The organism is Puia sp. P3 (assembly GCF_050632245.1).
Lineage (GTDB): Bacteria > Bacteroidota > Bacteroidia > Chitinophagales > Chitinophagaceae > Puia.
Genome location: NZ_CP192583.1, coordinates 6,177,950 through 6,200,114, shown reverse-complemented (window position 1 = coordinate 6,200,114; position 22,165 = coordinate 6,177,950). Strand labels below are relative to the sequence as shown.

The window sequence follows — 22,165 nt, the reverse complement described above, 5'->3', positions numbered from 1 at the left end:
GCGACTACATAATTGGTGACGCCTCATTTATTCGCCTTAAGAACCTGACATTTTCGTATACTTTGCCTGCGCAATGGCAGCATAAAGTAAATCTTCAAAATGCGAAAGTATACATCCAGTGTCAAAATCTGCTTACTATAACGGGATATAAAGGACTTGATCCGGAAGTGAATGGTCTCTCATTGCCTCCATTGAGGATGGTGACGGCAGGCATTCAATTGGGTTTATAGGAAGTGTGAAACATAAAAACGTATAAAATATGAGATTAAAATATATTATCCTTTTGTTACTTACAGTGCCATTGTCAATAGTGATTGGATGTAAGAAGTTGGTTGAAGTCGACGTACCTAGTAATCAGGTAACGACTGCCAGTGTGTTTAATAATGATAACACGGCGATTGCGGCGCAGCTATCCATATATGCGCAAATGCTTAGTGTTCCTTACACCTTAAATGCGTCTACCGGCTTGTCGGCAGACGAGTTTACTAATTTTTCGTCGGGACTAACCTATATTGATCTTTACCGAAATGCGCTTAAAGCACAAGCCGACGGAAATGGACTCATATGGGGAACAGCCTTTAACTATATATATCAGGAGAACGCGATCATTGAAAATACCAGGAATGCAAAGTTAATCTCTCCTGTTGTCAGGAATTTACTACTTGGGGAAGGATATTTTGGTCGTGCATATTGGTATTTTAACCTAACAAGTTTGTATGGCGATGTTCCGTTAATCACGTCAACCGATTATAAGACTAACACGTTGCTTGCGAGAACGCCGCGTGCGCAAGTACTGCAACAAATTGTTTCAGACTTGCGGGCATCAAAAACTAGCCTGAGCCAAAAATATCTGGATGCGACGGATACCACAGAAACGGAAGATCGGGTTAGGCCTACTACGTGGGCAGCATCTGCTTTGTTATCGCGCGTATACCTGCTGTCGTCAAAATATGACAGTGCCGAATTGGAAGCGTCAACGGTAATAAATAATACGTCCCTTTTCTCCCTTGTAGATCTTTCGTCTGTATTCTTAAAGAACAGCAAGGAAGCTATCTGGCAGCTAATGCCTAATACATCGTCTGTGTCGACACCTGATGGGGATGGGTTTATTTTGATAAAACGGCCAGGAACCACGTCGGCTCTGGAAAATTGTTGTTCGATTAGTCCCCAACTCCTAAACGCATTTGATTCAGGTGATCAGAGAATGGTAAATTGGATAGGTAGCTATACAGATGGTACTTCCACATGGAGCTTTCCCAATAAATATAAAGACAACTCGTCGACGTCTAGCTCGCTGAAGGAGTATTCGATGGTGCTTAGGATTGGTGAGCAATATCTGAATCGGGCGGAGGCACGGGCAAGGCAGAATAAATTGGACCTTGCTATTGCCGACATAAATGCTATTCGTGAGCGGGCGGGCTTGTCGGACCTGGATCCTGCATTAAACCAAACCCAGGTTATCAGTGCCGTGGCGCACGAAAGACAGGTTGAATTGTTTGCTGAAGGTCAAAGGTGGCTGGACCTAAAACGAACTGGCGCCATAGACTCCGTCATGAGTAAAGTTTCACTTCAGAAAGGGAATCCGTGGGGGACGCACCAGCAGTTATATCCGCTGCCGTTATCAGACATCCAAACGGCCGTTAATTTAGTTCAAAACCCCGGGTACTAGCAGTTTCAGTTTGGAACTACACCCCACGGTTGTAAGTATTTAATATGGGTTAACTCGGAAGGAGTTAACCCATATTTGTTTTATCACGCTGTTAGTCGGCAATAGTCCACAATTTTCTGGTTCCACATGTTGGAACACCAGCCGTTGTCTTACCAGTGAAGGCCGTTACGTTGTTAAATTTGATGGTTTTAGGAGTTCCTACCTTAACCGCGGTCGCGGTAACGATCTGGATAAAATGACAGGCTCCAACCTTCGTAAAGGCTTTGAGGTGTTTGGCTCCGCGAGTTGTGAAAGCTGCGGCAAATGCAAGAACCAAAGCCGAAGAGGCGATGATGATATTTGATTTTTTCATGACATGTTCACTTTTGTAAATCAAAAAGTGATAAAAACTTAGGTTTAATGTATAGCCTACTCTGTCTCAGGTTTTCGGCTTCTCCTGTTTTCTCTACCTGCAGAAAGAGAAAATTATTTCAATTCGGTTTGTTACCTGTACATAACTAATGCATGGGGTATGGTTATTTCGTGTGATGATGCCTGAATTAGAAAATATAGTACTCCGGATATTCCGCTCAATAGATCCACTTCGAATTCAAGAAAGTTGTTCATTGACCAATAAAAAGGAGAATTCTTATTTGTTAGCAAGGGGGTATGGGTGAACACTCCCGTGATCCATTGTACCCTCTTTTCCCATTCTTCGGATTCGAAAGCTCTGGTGGCTTCGACATATACGCCCCCAGGCCCGCAAGACCATGGAGTTGCGAGTAGTCAGCCGATATAGGCTGTGCCGGCAGACCAAGCAGTGCGTTTTCCGCAATGGACCTATATAAGGGATCTCTCAACAGACGATATGCGCGTATAAAAGTTAGTGCGACACCCGGTGTACCAACCGCAGCACTCGTGTTTTCGATATTATTGCCCTTTGTGCTAATAGGCCATTCGAAATGCCGGTTAGTTTTCTTCGCGTGTTTGATCAGCCAGCCTAAGCCCTGCCTGATCGATTTGGATACCTGTTCGTCATTCTTATATTCCGAGTACGCGATAAGAAAGCAAAGAATACCTGCAACTCCGTGTGAGACGCCGACGTAATAGTCATTTTTTCTTCCTGTTTCTCGTGGTATATTCCAGGATCCGTCTTTTTGCTGACGGGCCAGTAGAGTCGAAACGATCCGGGAAAGCTGGGAGTCCAAAAAGGCCTGTTCGAGATTAAACCGGCAGTTCAGTAAGGATAAACCCTGTCCGGAGATACCATTTGCGATGGTTAGGTCTGTAAGGTCAGGATTCAGGAAATAATCGCTGAGATGCCCAACGCCGGCGGCATCTAGAAGGTGACCTTGAATTCCCTCGTTGATCGCGATCGCCATTCCTGCACGCCCGTCGAATAATCCCGGGACTATATCAGGCGTACTAAGAGTAAAGTTTTCCCTTAGGTATCTGAAATTGGTGTCGTATAATGACGCCAGTTTTTCGATTGAGTAGCCCGCACGCCTGGCCCAGGCCAAAAGGAACATAACGCCGGATATGCCTTTTCTGAAACCAGGCAAAGGTATTCTCTCATCCAGGAGCACACTCTCCATTTCAGCCGAATCCTTACGTGAGATCCAAATACCATCTTGCGAGATGGCAAGATATGACGCCAGTGATTCCAGGCCTGATTGGATTAATTCAAAATTCTGGAAGGCGCTGGCAGGCAGATGCCGATCGTGGATCGGCAGGGCATCGGCGTCCTGGATCTTTTGCCGGTATTCCCGAACAGTGTTGGCCAGCTCTTTCAATGTAGGTCTGTTTTGGGGTATCCCGGATAAGCATTTGCTGATAAGGTCTGCCAGGTTCTCATTATCGGTGAAATAGGTTAAATACCTGGAGCGATTTTTACCAGCATAGGAATCGATCTTGGACGGGGACAAACCCATGAGAATTGAAATTAGAAGGGCGCCAAGTGCATAGATATCTTCCTTAAAGGTTGGGACACTCCTGTTCATTTGCTCCGGAGACATGTATCCCGGTGTCCCCTGCCCAAAGGGCGGGCTTGGTTTTGCGGAAGTCAGGGAATAGGTTAGTTCCATGTCTATCAAAAAGACATCGCCTTTCCTGTCGATGATGAAATTTGCCGGTGTTATGTCCCTATGTACATATTCTTTGTTATGCAGTTTCTCCGTCAGGTCCAGGATCTTTACCGCGAGATCGATTAGTTCCAGTTTTGTTTCACGCTGAAGAGTGAACCAGCTTGAGTCATTGTATATTTTTTGGAGCTTTTCACTTAGAGACACCCCTTTTATATACTCCATAGCCAAATAGGTATTGCCCTCCTCCTCGTATATGTCGAATATTTTTGGCGTGGGCAGGTAGCCGTCAAGATCCTGATACAACTCGTATTGCCATTTTAACCGGTCGACGATATCGCGCCCAAAATCGTCAGACCACATATTTTTCACCCCTTCTTTTATGATGCACATTTTAATGTTTAGGAGGTTTTTGAAGTAATTTGCCTGTATTACTCTTCCCTTGATATCCGGTTTAATTATTGAAATCGGTCGATACCTGTAATTTAGGAGCAGTTTTCCCTGGGTGGAGTTTCAGGGCTGATATCATCAAAGGGCCAGTCGATCCTGTTCGGTAGAGGCGATTGCAGCGGATCGTAGGCTGCATAAACGCTTCCGCCTAAGAGCCTGGCATTCGGAACTGAGGGGCCCTTTGTGTCAATAGTGAGCGGTATCAATAACTTTGCAATTCGGGCGAGTTCGTCTTCTTTCGGGTATATGCATATGATCTTGCCGACTTTTTCATTGCCCGTACCGCCATCTAAAATTCGCTTGGCGACGTCTTTGCTTTCGGGGATTTTAAAGGCAACACCAGCCGAAGACAATGCCGGGACGATATCTTGCAGAAGTTGAATAAGTTCGGTCTTAATTACGGATACGTATAACACCCATGATGGTTTTTCCTCGATATTACCTATTTTGCAAATACGGGCTCGCTGGAGTGAATGAGATGGATCTGGATTCCAAAAGATCCCGGCAATTCGCAGAACCGGCATGGTCATTGACCGCACGCACTGGCGGGTCGAGTGTGGCAATGTTTGTAGTTTGCATATTGTCAGCTATTTTCATAGAATTATGGCCTGTTTTTTAGCTGCCGGTGAGTTTTTTCGGTGAAAGTCCTTGGCAATGCCAATGAGTCAAACAGCAATCCAAATGTCAACAGGATAAACATAGGGATATACTGATAGCGTAAGATGTTGACAGTAGCAAAAACACTAAAGATAAAATTGCATAAAAGAAATAATAGCGCTACCAGATATGCTCTTGGGCAAGTGGTGCAGGAACGATCTGAAACCCGCACGGGCCAGGTGTCGTATTAATTGCCAAACGATATAAACGTTGAACAGCAGGAAAAAGGCCACATAGGCAATAAGGAAACCCTGAAGGCCGCGGGATACACAGTGCACTTTGAGCGACGGGTAGTGAAACCAGTCTTTGGCAATGGGTTCGATAGAATCTACTCCATAATAATTGTATTGCTCCAGGTGAAGAAGCGGAGGTACGAAGTAATGACGCGTATTCGGGAGCATGAAATACCTCGCGTATGCGACTGGATGATGGACGATGAGGTATTTCCCGAAGGGCTCGAAATCAGCTGACGCCCGGCCCCAATTCTTAACGGTATTGATCTCCCCGTTGAAGGATAGTTTATTGAAAAGTACGCCTTTAACGGTGATTCTGCATATCTGATAAAGAAGTTTCCCCTGGAATGCTTCGAGATAGTCCCGATACCCGTCCTGATTGAATCGTTTTAGGAACCTTATCATATAGCGGTTGAGGTGCCTTGCTTCAGCCGTAGGCAAACTATTGCTGTCGACATTGATCTGGTCGTAAATATACATTGCATTATTGGCAAGCTGCCAGCCGGTGAAGAATGAGAATTGTCGTATGCCCGTCATTTTGTATGAGGCGGCTCTCGAATACAATATGAAGGGAACTATCAACACGAACGGTAGTAGAAAACTGAGGACCTTTAATTTCATACTCTGGTGGGATAGTAAAATTGCACACAGGGAGGCTATTGGATAATAATAAGCGTTGTTTCTTATAGTAAAGCAAAGAAAAAGCAAAACGGAATGCAGGAAAAGGTTTGTTAAAGACGGTATTCTAAGGATCCATATTAGTTGCGTGAACCAAAGCAGGCTTAGGGAACCGAAAATTGCATCGCTGTTGACAGTGTTGCATAGGTATAAAGAGAGAGGATTTAGAAAGAGGAAGGCGAAGAGTATTCTTTGGTTCAGCTTGCTCAGGGAATAGTTGTATATGATCGTCAGAAAAAAATAGATTGCGGCAAACTGCATTAAGAAATACTGGACGGATACGAGGAATGTATCGGAAGGTGTAATCCAGTGTATCAGTTGCAGGAACTTCGAATAGCCAATCGGCCAAATGCTGATGTCGAGGTTTGCAGAGGCTGCAAATAGGTAGCTATATGAATCTGAAAAGAAATCAGCATAAGGATACATGAATTTAAAAACTATAAATTGCAGCGCGCTCAGTGCAAGCGCAAAAAGGACATATTTTCTGGCATGACTGTCCTTTTTAGTATATTGAATGAATGGCTGAGATGTATTCATGGCAGGTTTATCTAAGGAAATTTGAGCGCTTAGGGAGCTGACTGGGACCGGAACTGTCCTTAGGAGCGTAAACGATTAAGGAATTCGGTGGATAGCTATGCGGGATTTGCAGGTATCAACAAATGATCGATACTTCCCGACTGGAAGAAGGGGATCATGCATAAAATAAGGTTTAATCAATGTTTATGTAGAGTCGCGTCGATTATTTATCTAAGGTAAGATAGCACGCGTTTCCAAAAAGGATGAATTTGTATTAAAAAAGGATATGTATCCTGGATCGGTAAGACACATTATGGCGTTTGACCAGTAGAGTCCAGGTCCAGACCGCTTCTTATGCCTTTTAGCCTGGCCGGGACCCCGGATGTCATCCAGACGGGTGGAAGAGAATCTTTTAAGTAGTAGTTGAAGAATTGAAATGCACGACAACTGAGATCGTCAGCGCTCCTGCCGTTTGCAAAATGGCCGGAGCCGTCATATTGAAGCATCCACGCTTTTTTCCCAGACGCCTCAATGCGGTAAAGAACTCTACACCTTGAGTATAGGGTACGTCTCCGTCTTCTTTATTCGCCATCAGGAGGATGGGAGTTGTCACCTTATCAGCCCTCATGACCGGACTGTTTTCGATATATTTTTGCGGTATATCCCAGAGTGTTGCACCCATTCGGTCTCTATATAATTCATATTGAAGCTGTCTGCTGTGGCCTCCCCTGACAATACTTCCATATATACTGACAAAATCCGACATTCCCGAACTGGACATGGCGGCGGCAAATATATGGCTATGAGTTACAATGTAGTTAGTTTGGAAGCCACCGAAACTATGGCCCTGAATGCCCATTTTGGATTTGTTGATGTAGGGACGTTTGCACAGCAGGCTGGCGGCTGCGACGACTGTATTGTAGGAGCTTTTACCTGGCGAACCTATCTGAAAATGAATATCCGGAACAAATACCAGATAACCGTTGCTTACGTAAAACGGGATTTCGAGCGGCCCTGCAGTTGGTTCGGGGTAAATAAAAGCATGGAGTGACTGGGAGGCTCTTTCATAATAAGTGATGAGCAGGGGATATTTTTTGGTGGGGTCAAAATTTTCCGGTTTGTACAGGATGCCCTGGGACTGCACTCCTGCAAGAGTCCTAAAGGTTATCAGCTCCGTTGATAGCCAGTTATATGCTTTTTCCGGATGCACGTTTGTCAGAGCCGTGTAATGCGTGAAATCCGAAGTCAGCAACCAGTTGGCTGGCTCTGAGGCACTCATCCGACGGACCAAATAAAGTGATGTATCTCTGGCCCGTATAGGCTCCTGATAAACCCCGGTTTCTGTCCCTGTGAGGATGAAAGGCTGCATACTCAATTGCTTCGGGTCTTTATGGCTTCCCGGCTGCAATTTGAAAAATCCGTCATCTTTATTGTTTATATTGAACGAGCTGAGGATTACTTGCTTGCTGGGATCCATTATACTCCCGTGGCCAAAGGAAACCCTAAAAACCAGATTTTGTTTTTTGCCATAACCATTTGTCAGGTTTTGAACTGTATGAGACCCGTCGAGTGAAATGGAATAGATATCATGTTGATCGTATAGCAAAACCGCACTATCGTCTCGAAGAAAGCCTGCGATCCCTATTGGCAGGTACGCTGCCGCAGGAATGTCATTGTTTTCATAGGTTGTCCAGGTGGTTGTTATCGCTTTTGTCAGGTTGCATAATTTTCGCGTACCTATATTGTAGCTGAAATAATTTTTATCCAACGGGTCGTAATAGACTATATAGCGATTGCCGGGCGAGAAACGACAGATCGGCGGAGCGATCTTTAAGTTGGTCAACCGGGGATCTATAGTTTGACAGGATCCGTCTTTGAGGGACAGAAGACTTAATGTTGTTTTCCCATTGTCATTCCAATTCCATTCCCCTTCGGCACTTTCGTTGGCAACGGTCTGAATAATAGCGTATTTCGAATTGGATGATTGAGATGACTGGATCCTGTGGAGTCGATCTTCGATCGGTATTGTAATGCTTTCCCTAAGATTTATCGCGGCGAGGTAATTGAGCGTTTCTTTGGATTCCTGTAATTGTTGGGATTGGAGCTTGGCATCTTTATATGACCATATATCTACCGGAACTCCATCCGGTTTTGTGGTGTCACCTATTGGCTGCCAACGAAAATAGACGATGGCGCCATCGTCACTGATGGATTCTACACCGGAAAGATTGAATTTGCTGTTTTGGGTGTCGGGCGATTTGATTTGTACAGACTGAATTGTATTTTGGTCATACCGGTAGGCGATGATCGAGGGGTAATTGAAGATCCTGTCTTTCCAGCGAAAATTGCGAGGTTTCCTTCTGTGTCCGGCAGGAGGTCGCCTCAGCATCTGACCCTGCCAGATTTTCCTGCTGTTGCCGCTCCTTAAATCAACGCATTCGACGGTCTGTTTGGTGGTGCTGTCCGACGGCTGCTGTTTGTACAAAAACAAACGCTCCCCATTCTTGCTGAACCAATAGTCTTTAACCAGCGGATGGCATTGTCCTTTTCCTGTTTGAAGGTCTTTAATGAACAAATCCGTGGTCGAGGCGTTTTTTCGGTAAACAAGCCAGTCCTTCGCCGCCCCGTATTTACGAACACTGTAATTTTCGATACCCGTCAAATATTCTATTTTATCAGTCCCGAGGATTCCTATTCCAATGGTGTCGCCAGAGGAAAAGATATAGGTTTTGTTGTCCTGGGAAAGTGAACAATCCACTCCTCGCAGCTGCTTTTCCCATTGTGGGCCTTCCAAAGACTTAAGAATTATTGTAGCTTCCCGGGACGGCTGTTGTTTATGATATACGAAAAGAATTTTCCATTGTTGGAAATCGAGCACCCCACTATTTCTGCCCATTTGCCATAAGTTGCAGGAGTTATTGCGGGTTTTTGGGCGGACAGAAGTTCTGAAAGACTCAGGGCTGCTAATATTATTATATACCTGGGCATGATGGTGAGTTGTCTTGATAGCCGTAACGCATTTTTTTGCAAAATAACTACTTGAACATTAGGTATTTATTAATGAGATGCCTTCGCAAAGCGGTAGGCCAGGGAGAGTAGCCAGTATCTTCCAAGAATATTTGTCGAATTTTGAGTGTTAACATTACCAGAGATATTTTGGGTAATTCCGTTTGCCTGATTCAGGATATTCAAGGCAGAAAGTCGGACTGTTAACCGGTTGTTTAGGTACATTCTGCTGATCGACGAATTAAGTAAGGCAACAGAGGTGCTGCCTCCTGACACCCCTGCCTTTTCCTGCCAGGAATAATTGATATTCGTGCTTAACACCATTTTCCTTATTGCGAAAATACTCAACGTTGCAACCTGGTTTTGAGTCCAGTAATGAATAGGTTCGTGCCGGTTGACTGAACTGACAAGGCTCGTATACGTACACTGGGAGAAAAGACTGAACGCATAACTTTCGGCTATATACCTGCTGATTCCGAGGCCGGCGCTCATCAGATAATTATTGTTGCTGCTTAGAAATGTATTAACGTAATTGCTTGATTGTGTGTACCCCAGGCCCGATCCTAACGAAATATCATATCCTAATATCTTGCGGCTTAAAGACAGGTTTATGGAGGCGTTCTTTCCTCCGTTCACATTTTGTGGTTGACTCACCTGGCGACCAAGGGAATCAGTGAAGGACATGGTGCTGATGCTGTTAGTGCTTAATCCCAAATGGAGAGACGCATTAGCGATCCATTTTTTTGTTTTGAATAGTTTAGGGTCAATGCCTGACTGAATCCGGGTCGAAGATCGGCGTTGCCAAGGGTAATATGGATTGGATCGGCATTGTTCTTTGTTGGTCGTAGATCTTCAGGTGATGGCAATTCCGGATTGGAATTATACTCCAGATTAAATTGTGTATTTGGATCCAGATTAAACCTTGCTGTCATATGCGGAGAAAATGAAAGATAATGGTAATGCGGAGATGTTCCGGCCAGAAGGTCCTCCTCGGTGATAGGAGTGAGATAACAGATCCGCCCCCGCGATGTATTCGAGGCGCCTCGTCTTTCCCTGAATATTAGTGGTCAATTGGTGATCGTAGGTCTCCTCTTTAAAGCGACTATTGAGGCTATCGACGGGAATGATATATTTTCCGTTGCTCTTGGCAAAGGTTATTTGGGAATTTCCTGCTTTTTCATAAGTGAGTATATAGCTCATTGCGGCAACGACATTCTTAAATATGGGTGTAGTAAAATTGACTATGCCGGAAGCGTCGGTTTGATTATTCGATAGGTGTTTTTGTTGGTCAACAGTGTCCTGTCTCAGGATAGAACCGGTAGGAGTGTAATAGTAGTCTAATGTGTACAGTTTGGCATCGGTGAGGTTTTCTGTTTTCCTGAGACTTGAAATTATCGAGAAAACGCGGGACGGGTTCACTTTGCTTCGTAACCTCCAGTATACAGTGCCGGAATAGTTATCGTGATTAACGGAGGAATTGATGCTGCGTAAATTGCCGTTGACGGTTTTGTTATTGAAACTACTATTTGTACTTGAATTGAAGATATTATTTCCGGTAACTGTGTTGCCGTTGGCCGATAGCTTGAAGGACGAGAGCGTGTCCGGGTCAAAATCATAAAGAAGGTCAAAATAGTGTTGGTTTTGGGCGTTGAACGACCGGTTCGATTGATTTTGAACATACAATGTGTCTGGCAAAATCTGCGTGATTATGTTTGTTGCATTTGGGTTCGTATATAGGTGTCCATACTGATAGTTACCATTGATGTGGCCCTCACTTCTATCCCAGGTATTTGCGTAATGAAGGCCCGTAGCAATAAAATGCGGTATCCCTTTTCCGGCTGATGTACCCAGGTCATCCCCCTTCCAGCTTAATATACCGGCACGGGCTGATGTGCCCGCAACGTCACTGCTGAATCCAACCGTCCCGGTATTGGTGGCCATTGCCAGCGCCGTGAATTGTTCCTTATTGTGCAGGGATGCAATCAGATCGTTGGCATCATAAATGCCCTGCAGATTTCTTCCTGCATCTGCATTTCCGAAATAGGTATCTCTTGAGTTTTCTTTTAGAACTAAATTGAGTGTTTTTGTTCTGCTTCCGTCATCGACGCCGGTGAATGTGGTTCGATCACTTTTGCGATCAAGTATTTGGACCCGGGCAATCCTGTCCGCGTCGAAGTTGCGGGTGACTATCGATGGATCCGATCCAAAAAGATCTTCACCGTCAACGAGTAGTTTTTCTATTCTTTGGCCGTTGTAAGTGATGTTTCCATTTAAATCGACATGCAGGCCTGGGAGTCTGCCCAGGAGTTCGTCGACAACTGCATTAGCGCGCACGTGTACATTTTCTGTATTGAATTCTATCGTGTCCCGTTTAACCCGGGGCCTGCCTGAAGGTCCGCTAACGATTACAGGGGGAAGGCTGTCAATCCTTGGTTTTAGAAGTAACTCTCCAAGATCGGTCGGCGAGTCTGAGTTGATAGCAATAGATTGATAAAGAATTGAATATGAGGGGTGTGACAAAAAAAGGAGAAAATGCCCGGCAGGGACCTCGCCTGATAGCCTAAACTTTCCCAGGTTGTCGGTTCTTGTAAAGAGAACCAGAGAAGAATCTGAATTCAAAAGTGTGACGGCGACAAGAGAGACATATTTTTCCTGTTCGCTGCATTTTATCCTGCCTGTTATGGTCCGGGTTTGTCCGTAGCCCATTAAAAAAATACAACGCCCAGGCAGCAAAGAGTCAGCCTACGCTGTAGTTGATAAGGTTTTATAGCATGATGTCTCCGCACGTTCTTGGATCGATCAGGAAAGTTAGCAGATGGGACTGAATGGAACCTGCAGAGTCAGGGAACGTTAATTTTTATATTGTGTTAAGAATCAAGTGATTATTGTTAGCGGGTAAATATATGTTTTTGCCTGCATGGTTAAAGCAGTTGGATTTAGTGTTGTAATTAAAAGTTTTCGCAGGCTCAACACAATCTTAACTATGGGACAGAGATTAGTTTTTCTCACGCTGTTTTTTGTGAGTTTACAATGTATTAAGGCCCAGGGCGTGACGTTTGATCGGAATGTCAGATCACTGGAGGACGCAAAACGGTTGGCAAAAAAGAAGGGAAATTCCTGATGGTCGACTGCTTTACTTCCTGGTGTGCTCCATGTAAGAAAATGGAAAAGGAAGTATATCCGCTACAGGCGGTGGGTGACCATATGCGCAATGACTTCGTTGCTATCAAGGTACAATTAGATACCACAAAATCGGACGACGAATATACAACAGGTTGGTATTCAGAGGCCAATGCTATTACAAGTAAATACCAGGTCGAAGTATATCCTACCTATCTTTTCTTTAACCCCGAGGGAAAACTAGTACATCGTGCTGTAGGTTTTCAACAGGAAGACATGTTCCTTGCAACTCTGAATAGGGCCAGGGACGCGGAGCATCAGATATACACCCTGCTTGGGACATTCGACGAAGGCAAATTAGATTTGTCTTTGATGCCGGAGTTGGTGAAATCCCTGAAAGATATTGGTGAAAGACAAAAGGCATACGAAGTTGCAAATGTTTATATAGAAAAATATCTTTTGAAGTTGGACAAAGATGAGCTTTATAAAGAAGCCAACATAGGGTTCATTGGATCGAACGTCCGAACTTCAAATAGCCCGGCTTTTGCCATTTTCATTAAGAATAGCTTTGAAGCAGATTCGGTGACATACGCCGGTTTTTCCCGGGACGTTGTCGAGCACATGATCGTCAGAGAAAATATAATGCCTGCTGTAGAAAGATGGAAACAAACAGGCACAGTAAAGGTTAAAAGGCAGGAGTGGGCCCGGATAAACCAGGTAGTGCAGGACAAATATGGGCGTGCATATGCTGACCGTACGGTTCTCAAACAACAAATTGCGTGGTGTAAGGCTAACGCACAATGGCAGGATGTTGTGCAATATAACGTAAGGCTGATCGAGGAGTTCGGCCTGGATACGGCGGGCAATGGTGCATTGTATACGAACAATACGATATACAATACGATCTTTGTTCACACGGATGACAGAACTACGCTTAAAAAATGCGCTAGATGGATGAAAATTATTTGTGATGCCCATCCCGAGGATGGGGGTATCTGGACACATATGCAAATATCGTTTACAAGCTGGGGGATAAGGAGAGTGCAATTCAATATGAGCAAAAGGCATTTGCTCTCGATTCAGGTGACAAGGAGATAAAAGCAAATATTGTCAAGATGAAGCAAGGTTTGCCTACCTGGCAATAATATGGCCATAATTTAGGCCGCACTGTTTGTCTGGTTGTGCTTATTTCGGTATTCTGTTGGTGAGATTTGAAAAGCTTTCTTAAAAGCCGTACTGAATCCGCTGTAAGTCTCAAATCCAGCCCTGGACGCAATTTGGTCAATTGTATCGTCGGTGTCCTCCAATAGTCCTTTAGCTTTTTTAGGCACAATTGCAGTCGATACTGATATGGGCTGACACTGGAAAAGCTCTCTAAAGCCTACTTTCAATTTAAATTCATTAATTCCTGCTTTGTCAGCCAACATTGGAATATGGATATGTGCAGTAGGGTCTTTCTCGATAATGGATTTTGCTAGTTCAATTGCGGGTACGTCGTAAAGTTTTGTACGCTCAATAGGGGATTCGTACCCCACAACTAGTTTTTGCGCGGCATAGTGATAAGGTTTTGCACTACTACTCTTGGGCCTTTACCAGGAAATAATTTCTAATAGGACTACCAATTTACGAACCATTGTCACCCAAAAGCAAATTTTTCTTAACGATTAAATAAACAATCGGGTTTACTAAAGGACGAGAACGCAGGCCCAGCGCGGAATGCAGAGATGCTTCAGAAACCGCGATGGTTAGTTGCGGCTTTGTTCGTATGCACGTGCATGTTCAAAAATTGGTCAACGCATTATTTCTTCATTTCTTTCTTTTGCTTTTTGGGCAGATCGCAAGCCGGGTGGTTCGCGGATCCAAATAGTATAAGCCTAATAATGCCTCTGCCGCTGCCGGTAGGTCAGGGCCTGCTCCTCTTTCTGCCGCTGCCTGTACTCCTCATCAGTTATGCATCGTTCCTGTATTCCATTCGCCCCATACTTCTGCCCAAGGCTTTCTGCGTCCCAGACAACCTTATTCAACAAGTCGACATACCAGATCCGCTGCACCTTCCGTGAGTCATCCCGGGTATCGATCATTCGGACATTTTCGCTCCTCAATTGATCTCGAAACTCCTCATAACTGAGGCATTGCTCGTAAAAAGTCCAGTCGATCGCCAAAGTTATTCTCTTCCTGTGCTCCTCCCGTTGGACTAAATTTGTGGCAAACCTCTCCTCCAGATGTTTCAAAGTCGGCTTGTTGCGGATTTGCCCGCAATCGGTAAATTTGGTCAGGGCCACCCAATTAACGACAAAAGAATGCGGAAACTCATCTTCGGAATCAACACCACCCTCAACGGCTGCTGCCACCACACAAAACTCGCCGGCGAAAAAGAGGTCCTCGACTACTTCGCCGCACTTCTCCGCGGCGTAGACCTCCCTTCCCAACTCATGGAGCTCGGACTCATCGACGAATTCCAGCTTCGTCGTCCAGCGGCTGCTGGTAGGAGAGGGAGACGCCTGCTGCAAGGGTTCAGCCTCCAGGAAAGACTAAAACTCGCAGAATCGACCCCCTTCAGATCGGGAACCGTCGCGCCCCGCTACACAAAACAATAACCCATGAGCTCAGGAATAGACAAACAATTCGTCCGCGAATACTACCAAAGAATGTCCGACAAGGAAATGATCACCATCCTGCGGGACCTGACCGGCCTTACCCCCGAGGCACAGGAAGTCGTCAGAGAAGAAATCACAAGACGCAACCTGGACGTAGACATCTCCGGTATCGCCGCACAGGAAGAGGAAGAATACCTCGGCAAGGCCTTCGACCCCGACGCCTGCCCCGTCGGGGAAGACACAAGGGTCTGGCTCGAGAACGCCATCCTCCTCCTCCTCGACATCTTCGGAAAAGATGAGACACTAAAAAGAAAGATCCTCACACCCGAAAGCAGACACTTCCCCGTAAAATACGACGGCAGCGAACGGTGCGCCTTCGAAACACTCGCCATCGTCGCCCGCCAAATGGAGACCCCGCTCGAAAACATCAAACTCGACTTCTACGACGAAAACCTCAGACATATCACGGAAGGCAACCCCGGCGGCCTGTACTGGGGCAAAGGCGAGAACGACAAATTCGAGATCTCACTCGGCCGCAAATGGCTCGACGAGCCCGAGAACATGGTCGCCGTACTCGCCCACGAGATCGCACACATCAAACTGCTCGGCGACGGCAGAATGGAGGAGAACAACGAACAGATCACCGACCTCACCACCATCTTCTTCGGCCTCGGCATCTTCAACGCCAACGCCGCCTTCCAGTGGTTCGCCGACAACAAACGCTTCGGCTGGTCCGAGTCCGGCTACCTCACCCAGATGGAATGGGGCTACGCCCTCGCCCTCTTCGCCTATATCCGGGACGAAGACGAACCCGCATGGGCCGAACACCTATGCAAGAACGTCAGGGCGGATTTCCAGCAGGGAATCAACTTTATCGCCAACAACCCAGGACTCATCTTCAAGGAACCCTAAACCCCTCACAACAAACGCCGCATACAAAAAAGCCGGTACCCAAAATCCAGCTCCCGGTATACTTCAAACCCATATTTACCATACCACGGCAGATTCCGGTCCATTCGGATCGATTGGCCTTTATCATAACATAACTGTCAGCCCCTAAAATACGCCATTTCGCGGACCACCCCGCTAACCCTACTTATCAAGAAACTCCAACACCTTCTTCATCAACGCCACCCTCCGGTTAGTAAAAGGATGATCCGTCGGCCACACCGAATATTCGAACCCAGCCTTATTCGCCGACTTCAACGCCTCCGCCAGCGCCGCATTCGCATGATGCTCGTCCAGCATCACCACCCGCTTCCCCGCCAGCCTCACCCCATCCCGGTCCAGCCGGATCGCACTAGCATTGGCATTGACATCCGCCAGCAGCATGACTCGGCGGACTGTTCAGCACAAAATAGCCCGGACCCTTGCCCAACTCCGCATGATCCTTATAAATATCCCAGGTAGAAAGCGCAAACCCCTTCTTCACCCCCGGCAACCGCTGCAGCGCCTTCAGACAAACCCAGCCCCCCATACTATGCCCGAACAGGACAATATTCGAAGTATCGATCCGCAGCGAGTCCCGATATTGCTTACAAAACGCGACGACATTAACGACGTCCTCCACACAGTGTAAGAAGCTAAACTTACCCTGGCTCCCCCACGAACCCCGATAGTCGAAATAAATGACATTCCACCCATGCGCCCTCACCACCTGCGCCAGATCCAGATTCCGCTCATTCCCCGGAAACCCATGCAGCAACACCAGCGTCGGATGCTTCCCCGCCCCATTGGCGCGATAAATAAACCCCGGCATCAAAGACCCATTCGACGGAATCAACAACTCCGTCATGCCCGCCGGTGAGCCCCGGTCCCAAACAATATCCTTTAATACAATACTGTCACTGGGCCCATCCGGCGCCCGATACAAACAAAAGAAAGTCATCAAAACAACGGCAGGGCTCATCCGCATATAAAAAAATTAAGACAAGGAAGATACGACAATTATCACTTTCCCTCGGGGAACCGGTCCCGCACCAGATTCAGCTCCACCCCAAACTCCAGCCACGCCTTCAACCCCGCCAACACCAAGCAAAACCCACCCACCGAATCCGCAATCCCCCTCCTCACCGCAACCTCGTCGCCCCTAAACCCACCCACGACAATACTCACAAACACCCCCGCTCACCCATCGGCGTGAAATTCCACCGCACCTGCGTCCGCTCACCACCCTCCGCACCCCAGTCGATCGCGATCACCGAGTCGGTCACCAGCTCCCTCACCCGCACAACCGAACTCACCCCATACATCTCCCCATGTCCACACCACCTCCTTACCCGCTTCCAGCCTCCCCGTACTCTTCGTAAACCAAAATTTAGTCGTAACCGCCGGATCCACAAACGCCCCAAACACCTCCGCCACCGGCCTCCGGATCAGCATCCCCGTTGACCCGGTCGGATCATACACAGCCGAATACAGCTCCTCCAGCTGGCAAAACCGCTTCCAGAAATTCGCCGGCGCCACCCCCTTCAGCCGATCCATCAGGTTCTCCAGATGCGTATGCCAACCCGCACTAACCCCCGTCAGCGTACCGATATCCATCGCCAGCTTCCTATGCGTCAGCGTCAGCAACACCTTGTCCCCCTGACCCTCCAATTCAAAGGTCACCTCCGAATCCCCCTCCCACGTAAAAGACAACAACCGCGGCGCCTCCACCCTTAACACCCTCCCCGTAAACCCCTTCCCCGCCTCCATCTCTTTATACTTCTCCGGCGGCGGCCCCGCCACCGGACTCAGGTCCCTATGCAAAAAATCCAGCCGGACCATTCCCCCCTCCCGCAACTCCATCTCCCCCGTCGCCAGCCAGCTTCCCCCGCTTCTCCGACTCCACGAGATACGCCCACACCGTCTCCAACGAACCATTCAACAGCCGCTGAAATCGCAGCACACCCGGTTCAATTATCTGCCCATTTTTTTCCATATGATCATTGATTTAAAGGTTTTCTAAAATATCGAGCCGCCCATCCCAAAAACGCCTGTACTGCTCCGCCCACCTCGTCACCTCCTCCAACGCCCCCAGCCTCGCCGTACAATGCCGCTCCCGCCCCCTCTTCACCACCACCACCAACCCACACTCCGTCAATATCCGCAGCTGCTTCGACACCGCCGGCTGACTGATCTTGAAATTCTCCGATATCGCATTCGCCGTCAGTGTCTGCCCCGCCAGCAACCCGATAATAGCCCGCCGGGTTGGATCCGCTATAGCTTGAAATACGTCTCTGCGTGCTTTCATTAATATATAACCATTTGGTTAAGTAAATTTATTGTAAAGAACCCAACCGGCAAAATCAAAGTCGTAATTTTGCACCAACATGGAAGTAATTCACAATAAAGACCTGGGAACGAAGCAGAAAGCACTGGCGATCAACCTCGACCCCCAGATCTACGGCTCATTCGCCGAAGTCGGCGCAGGACAGGACGTAGCAGCGAATTTCTTCAAGGCAGGCGCCTCCTCCGGTACCATCGCCAAGACGATGTCCGCCTACGACATGACCTTCTCCGACGCCATCTACGGCGTCCAGGAAAGCCGCCGCTACGTCAGCGAATCCCGCCTCATCTCCATGCTCGACCACGAATACGGCCTCCTCATCGAACGACTGAAGGAAAAACGCGGCAATACCACCACCTTCTTCGCCTTCTCCGACACCGTCGCCGCCCTCAACTACCACAAGACCAACGAAGGACACGGCTGGATGGGCGTCCGCTTCCAACTGACACCCGGCGGAGGCTTCAACGACGTCGTCCTCCACTTCAAACTCCTCGACAACGAGAACGTCCTCCAGCAACAGGCCGTCGGCATTCTCGGCGTCAACCTCATCTACGCCTGCTTCTACTACCATACCCACCCCCCGTCTTCCTGCTATCGCTGATGGACAACCTGTCCAGGGAAGGCATCCAGATCGACATGATCCGCTTCGAAGGCCCCGACTTCACAAAGGTCGACAACCGCCTGATGAGCCTCCACCTCGTCAAATACGGCTTCTCCAACGCCGCCCTCTTCGGACCCGACGGCCAAAACCTCCAGCCCTCCGAAGTCCTCTATAAAAAACACATCGTCGTCATCCGCGGCCGCTTCCGACCCGTCATCAACGTCCACATGGACATGCTCAACCGCGGCCTCAAACAATTCCTGCAGGAGCCCGACGTCGACCAGGACAATGTCCGCGTACTCACCGAACTCACCCTGCAGGGACTAAAGGAAAGAGACGCCGCCCAGTCCGCCGAAATAGACGAAAAAGACTTCCTCGACCGCGTCGACATCCTCTGCGCCCTCGGCCAGACCGTTCTCATCTCTAATTTTCACGAGTACTATAAACTTGTCGCATTTCTGTCAAAGATTACCAAACTGAAAATGGGCGTCGTCCTCGGCTACCCCAACCTCGAATATATCTTCTCCGAAGAACACTATTCCGACCTCCCCGGCGGCATCCTCGAATCCTTCGCCACCCTCTTCAGCCGCAAGGTCAAACTCTTCATCTACCCCACACTCCGCAACGGCGTCATCTATAACTGCCTCCGCTTCAATCCACCGGCCCACCTAGTCGACCTCTACCGCTACCTCATCGCCAACGACAAGATCGAGGACATCCGCCACTACAAGGAATCCAACCTCCAGATCGACACCGACAAAGTCCTCCAGCTCATCAAACACGGATCCGAAGGCTGGGAAGAACACGTCCCCGCCGAAGTCGCCGCCATCATCAAAGAACGCTGCCTCTTCGGCTACGCCTGCGATATAGCCCCAAAAGAAATTGCCCCCAAAGAAAAAGAATAGGGGCGGGCACAAGCCCACCCCCACAGTCAAATAGCCTTAACTAAGCGACCAGCCCCGTCTCCGCCCCAAAAGCGTGATCGATCACGATCTTCCACGACCCATCGTCCTGCCGCCGCATCACCTCGATGCCCTTCGCAGCCACCTTCACCTCACCTCCGTCGGTAATACTCCACTCCGACCGGCCCACGGCAATATTCCCCGTCTGCAGACAATACACCGTCTTGATCTCCATCTGCCCCTTGACCGATAAAATGGCCTTCACCGCTTCCTCGAATTTGCCCGGCCCCGTCACCGGCTTCCCCGGCTCCGGCACGATAATGCCGCTACTATCGTACATCCGCATCACCGTCGAAAGATCACCGGTATTAAATGCTGCCGCTAACGCTGCGTGTGCGTCTTCCGCACGCTGTGGTAAATTCATGCTGTTGTTTTTTTATTGGTAAATAAATGTTTTGTAAAAACGTCCACCTGCCGGTAAGCCTCGCTAAAGATCGCCGGCCCCAGACTCAGCCGCCGGACCCCCAGCCGCTGCAGCTCATCGACACCCGCTAAACCCGGGATATACATCACGTTGACAGGCAACCGCGTATGCCCGACCGCATCCAGTATATCCTCCTCCTCCGCAATACAAGGCAAAAAGATCCCATCCGCCCCTGCACTCTCATATAGCGGCAGTCGCCGCCTCGTCTCTTCCCGCCGGCCATCGACATTCAAAATATACGTGTCGCACCGGACATTGATAAACAACTCCTTCGACCACAGCAGACTCCTCACCTCGTCGAGCATCCGGGCGAAAGAAGAAGCATCCTTTAGCACCCTCCGCGACCCGACAAACATCGAATCCTCGATATTGATACCCGCCACCCCCAGATCGGTCAGCCGGCGGATATTCTCCGCGATCGCCGCGGCCGAAGAACCATACCCCATCTCGATATCCACCGACAACGGAACCCGAATGGAGTCGGCAATCCGCCCCACCACGAATAAATAGTCGGCAAAAGGCATATTCTCCCCATCCGAATAGCCAAGGGCCTGTGCGACCGCCGCGCTCGAAGTCGCAACAGCAGGGAATGGATGTTTCTCGAGAAGCGACGCACTATACGCGTCCCACGCATTGGGCAGCACCAACAGCCCATCCGAATGGTGCAGCTGCTTGAACGTTTGATAATTTGAAGACATAGTATTTTTGTTTCTGACCCAAAAATAGAAGGACAGAAACGCTCCAAATTGTACAAAACGGAACTGGAGGAAATATTCACGAATGGCTGCGCCACAGATCACCCATTGACCAACGCCATCCCCACCGGATAGGCTTCCGGCGCATAAGAAGAAGGGGTAATACCGGCAAAATGCTTGAAATCCCGGATAAAATGGGACTGGTCGAAATAGCCGCAGTCATAGGCTATCGAAGTGAGAGAATACCTATTCTCCGTTATAAGCCGGAGACTCTGCTGAAAACGATGGATCTTGTCATATAATTTCGGCGTAACGCCGGTATACTGCAGGAACAGCCGCGAAAGATATCGGGTAGAGATCTTATACCGGTTCGCAATATTTCGGATCGAATTCGGGTCGGGATTCTGCTGCATCTCCCGGATAATGCTCCCCACCATCGTGATATTGGCCGCGCGTTTTTCTTTCTCCGCCAGCCTGGCCACCAGAAAACCCTCGAGCAACTCCACCCGTCGCCCAAGCGCCGACTCTTCTCTCAACCGTTCATGCAGCACCCGCACAGGCCTCCCCAGCAGATCCCGCAGATCCGCTATCTGGTCATTAAACGCACTCAACTCCTCACTAAAAAGAACGCCGCCGAATGCGCATAGAACTTCACCCCCAGCATCCGGTTGATACCAACCGACTTGATACCCATCGGCTGCGTGATCTTGCCCCACAGCTCCACGGACGGCGCCGTCTGCCACCCATCCTGGGAAGCCGACCGCCAGATGCCTTCGCCGAGATTGAACACGATCTCCATATGCCCGCCGGGGAATACGGTATCGTCCAACTCGACATCGGACTCCGATTCAAAGAAATAATAGCATCGGACATAAGGCCTCAGCCGTTCTCCCGGTATGATCTCCTGGTACTTCATAAGGCTAGTCCACGACCTCTACACCCCTCCAGAAGGCGATATAGCCCTTGATATTCTGCGCCGCGTCCTTGGGCTCGGGATAGAACCATGCAGCGTCCTTATTCACCTTTCCGCCGACCTCGATGCTGTGATAGGAGGCCAATCCCTTCCACGGACAGACCGACGTTTTGGCCGAACTCCGCAGATATTCCGCATTGACAGACTCCGCAGGGAAGTAATGGTTGTTTTCCACCACGATCGTCGCGGGACTTTCCGCGATAACTACGTTATTCCAAATTGCTTTCATACTATAAAAATAGGAATTAATGCA

Annotated in this window: 26 protein-coding genes; 6 read left to right on the top strand and 20 right to left on the bottom strand. The window is 48.3% G+C overall.

Going from position 1 to position 22,165, the window contains the following annotated elements:
• Window positions 1–259 precede the first annotated feature (259 nt).
• The gene (locus ACQ86N_RS39045) at window positions 260–1,669 is read left to right on the top strand and encodes a RagB/SusD family nutrient uptake outer membrane protein (protein ID WP_431211750.1); all 1,410 of its coding nucleotides are present in this window, start codon (window positions 260–262) and stop codon (window positions 1,667–1,669) included.
• Window positions 1,670–1,760: 91 nt separating this feature from the next.
• Here ACQ86N_RS39045 and ACQ86N_RS39040 read toward each other — a convergent pair whose 3' ends face one another.
• The 7 genes from ACQ86N_RS39040 to ACQ86N_RS39010 form a co-directional block, all read right to left on the bottom strand.
• The gene (locus ACQ86N_RS39040; protein WP_431211749.1) at window positions 1,761–2,021 is read right to left on the bottom strand and encodes a hypothetical protein; all 261 of its coding nucleotides are present in this window, start codon (window positions 2,019–2,021) and stop codon (window positions 1,761–1,763) included.
• 283 nt (window positions 2,022–2,304) lie between these two features.
• A complete protein-coding gene (locus tag ACQ86N_RS39035) occupies window positions 2,305–4,122 on the bottom strand; it encodes a protein kinase domain-containing protein (RefSeq protein ID WP_431211748.1) in 1,818 nt (605 codons plus the stop codon).
• A gap of 92 nt (window positions 4,123–4,214) precedes the next feature.
• Window positions 4,215–4,742, bottom strand: coding sequence for a hypothetical protein (locus tag ACQ86N_RS39030; RefSeq protein ID WP_431211747.1), 528 nt, complete (start codon window positions 4,740–4,742; stop codon window positions 4,215–4,217).
• Window positions 4,743–4,922: 180 nt separating this feature from the next.
• The gene (locus ACQ86N_RS39025; protein WP_431211746.1) at window positions 4,923–5,690 is read right to left on the bottom strand and encodes a hypothetical protein; all 768 of its coding nucleotides are present in this window, start codon (window positions 5,688–5,690) and stop codon (window positions 4,923–4,925) included.
• A gap of 985 nt (window positions 5,691–6,675) precedes the next feature.
• Complete coding sequence (locus ACQ86N_RS39020) at window positions 6,676–9,159, bottom strand: alpha/beta hydrolase family protein (RefSeq protein ID WP_431211745.1); 2,484 nt, start codon at window positions 9,157–9,159, stop codon at window positions 6,676–6,678.
• Window positions 9,160–9,973: 814 nt separating this feature from the next.
• A complete protein-coding gene (locus ACQ86N_RS39015; RefSeq protein WP_431211744.1) occupies window positions 9,974–10,201 on the bottom strand; it encodes an outer membrane beta-barrel protein in 228 nt (75 codons plus the stop codon).
• Entirely contained in the window at window positions 10,185–11,975 is a 1,791-nt protein-coding gene (locus tag ACQ86N_RS39010; protein WP_431211743.1) for a carboxypeptidase-like regulatory domain-containing protein, read from the bottom strand. The genes ACQ86N_RS39015 and ACQ86N_RS39010 overlap by 17 nt, the downstream gene beginning before the upstream one ends.
• 366 nt (window positions 11,976–12,341) lie before the next feature.
• Here ACQ86N_RS39010 and ACQ86N_RS39005 point away from each other — a divergent pair, with 366 nt between their 5' ends.
• A complete protein-coding gene (locus ACQ86N_RS39005) occupies window positions 12,342–13,487 on the top strand; it encodes a thioredoxin family protein (protein WP_431217774.1) in 1,146 nt (381 codons plus the stop codon).
• Between the two features lie 59 nt (window positions 13,488–13,546).
• On the opposite strand, the gene ACQ86N_RS39000 is transcribed toward ACQ86N_RS39005, so the two are convergent.
• The gene (locus ACQ86N_RS39000; RefSeq protein WP_431211742.1) at window positions 13,547–13,924 is read right to left on the bottom strand and encodes a helix-turn-helix transcriptional regulator; all 378 of its coding nucleotides are present in this window, start codon (window positions 13,922–13,924) and stop codon (window positions 13,547–13,549) included.
• Window positions 13,925–14,263: 339 nt separating this feature from the next.
• Window positions 14,264–14,470 (bottom strand): hypothetical protein, encoded by a 207-nt coding sequence (locus ACQ86N_RS38995; protein ID WP_431211741.1) that lies wholly within the window; start codon window positions 14,468–14,470, stop codon window positions 14,264–14,266.
• Window positions 14,471–14,689: 219 nt separating this feature from the next.
• Here ACQ86N_RS38995 and ACQ86N_RS38990 point away from each other — a divergent pair, with 219 nt between their 5' ends.
• Together ACQ86N_RS38990 and ACQ86N_RS38985 are read left to right on the top strand one after the other, a co-directional pair.
• A complete protein-coding gene (locus tag ACQ86N_RS38990; RefSeq protein WP_431211740.1) occupies window positions 14,690–14,986 on the top strand; it encodes a hypothetical protein in 297 nt (98 codons plus the stop codon).
• A 3-nt stretch (window positions 14,987–14,989) separates the two neighbouring features.
• The gene (locus ACQ86N_RS38985; protein ID WP_431211739.1) at window positions 14,990–15,898 is read left to right on the top strand and encodes a hypothetical protein; all 909 of its coding nucleotides are present in this window, start codon (window positions 14,990–14,992) and stop codon (window positions 15,896–15,898) included.
• A 180-nt stretch (window positions 15,899–16,078) separates the two neighbouring features.
• Here ACQ86N_RS38985 and ACQ86N_RS38980 read toward each other — a convergent pair whose 3' ends face one another.
• From ACQ86N_RS38980 to ACQ86N_RS38955, 6 genes are all read right to left on the bottom strand, one after another.
• Window positions 16,079–16,318 carry a hypothetical protein gene (locus ACQ86N_RS38980; protein WP_431211738.1) on the bottom strand — a complete coding sequence of 80 codons (240 nt, stop codon included), beginning with the start codon at window positions 16,316–16,318 and terminating at the stop codon, window positions 16,079–16,081.
• On the bottom strand, window positions 16,287–16,781 hold the full coding sequence (locus ACQ86N_RS38975; protein WP_431211737.1) for an alpha/beta hydrolase family protein: 495 nt from the start codon (window positions 16,779–16,781) through the stop codon (window positions 16,287–16,289). Before ACQ86N_RS38975 ends, ACQ86N_RS38980 begins: the two co-directional genes overlap by 32 nt.
• A gap of 155 nt (window positions 16,782–16,936) precedes the next feature.
• The gene (locus ACQ86N_RS38970; protein WP_431211736.1) at window positions 16,937–17,101 is read right to left on the bottom strand and encodes a hypothetical protein; all 165 of its coding nucleotides are present in this window, start codon (window positions 17,099–17,101) and stop codon (window positions 16,937–16,939) included.
• A 51-nt stretch (window positions 17,102–17,152) separates the two neighbouring features.
• The gene (locus ACQ86N_RS38965) at window positions 17,153–17,776 is read right to left on the bottom strand and encodes an SRPBCC domain-containing protein (protein ID WP_431211735.1); all 624 of its coding nucleotides are present in this window, start codon (window positions 17,774–17,776) and stop codon (window positions 17,153–17,155) included.
• Complete coding sequence (locus ACQ86N_RS38960; RefSeq protein ID WP_431211734.1) at window positions 17,730–17,909, bottom strand: hypothetical protein; 180 nt, start codon at window positions 17,907–17,909, stop codon at window positions 17,730–17,732. Before ACQ86N_RS38960 ends, ACQ86N_RS38965 begins: the two co-directional genes overlap by 47 nt.
• 12 nt (window positions 17,910–17,921) lie before the next feature.
• Window positions 17,922–18,221 (bottom strand): ArsR/SmtB family transcription factor, encoded by a 300-nt coding sequence (locus tag ACQ86N_RS38955; protein ID WP_431211733.1) that lies wholly within the window; start codon window positions 18,219–18,221, stop codon window positions 17,922–17,924.
• 79 nt (window positions 18,222–18,300) lie between these two features.
• Here ACQ86N_RS38955 and ACQ86N_RS38950 point away from each other — a divergent pair, with 79 nt between their 5' ends.
• Window positions 18,301–18,858, top strand: coding sequence for a hypothetical protein (locus tag ACQ86N_RS38950; protein WP_431211732.1), 558 nt, complete (start codon window positions 18,301–18,303; stop codon window positions 18,856–18,858).
• Window positions 18,858–19,763, top strand: coding sequence for a hypothetical protein (locus ACQ86N_RS38945; RefSeq protein WP_431211731.1), 906 nt, complete (start codon window positions 18,858–18,860; stop codon window positions 19,761–19,763). Before ACQ86N_RS38950 ends, ACQ86N_RS38945 begins: the two co-directional genes overlap by 1 nt.
• A 40-nt stretch (window positions 19,764–19,803) precedes the next feature.
• Here ACQ86N_RS38945 and ACQ86N_RS38940 read toward each other — a convergent pair whose 3' ends face one another.
• The 5 genes from ACQ86N_RS38940 to ACQ86N_RS38920 all read right to left on the bottom strand — a co-directional run bounded on the left by ACQ86N_RS38940 (window position 19,804) and on the right by ACQ86N_RS38920 (window position 22,141).
• On the bottom strand, window positions 19,804–20,184 hold the full coding sequence (locus tag ACQ86N_RS38940) for a YybH family protein (protein WP_431211730.1): 381 nt from the start codon (window positions 20,182–20,184) through the stop codon (window positions 19,804–19,806).
• The gene (locus ACQ86N_RS38935; protein ID WP_431211729.1) at window positions 20,181–20,942 is read right to left on the bottom strand and encodes an isocitrate lyase/PEP mutase family protein; all 762 of its coding nucleotides are present in this window, start codon (window positions 20,940–20,942) and stop codon (window positions 20,181–20,183) included. Before ACQ86N_RS38935 ends, ACQ86N_RS38940 begins: the two co-directional genes overlap by 4 nt.
• Before the next feature lie 98 nt (window positions 20,943–21,040).
• Entirely contained in the window at window positions 21,041–21,550 is a 510-nt protein-coding gene (locus ACQ86N_RS38930) for a helix-turn-helix domain-containing protein (RefSeq protein WP_431211728.1), read from the bottom strand.
• Window positions 21,547–21,855: a DUF6597 domain-containing transcriptional factor gene (locus tag ACQ86N_RS38925; RefSeq protein WP_431211727.1), complete on the bottom strand. Its 309-nt coding sequence runs from the start codon at window positions 21,853–21,855 to the stop codon at window positions 21,547–21,549. Before ACQ86N_RS38925 ends, ACQ86N_RS38930 begins: the two co-directional genes overlap by 4 nt.
• A gap of 4 nt (window positions 21,856–21,859) precedes the next feature.
• On the bottom strand, window positions 21,860–22,141 hold the full coding sequence (locus ACQ86N_RS38920) for a DUF427 domain-containing protein (RefSeq protein ID WP_431211726.1): 282 nt from the start codon (window positions 22,139–22,141) through the stop codon (window positions 21,860–21,862).
• Window positions 22,142–22,165 lie beyond the last annotated feature (24 nt).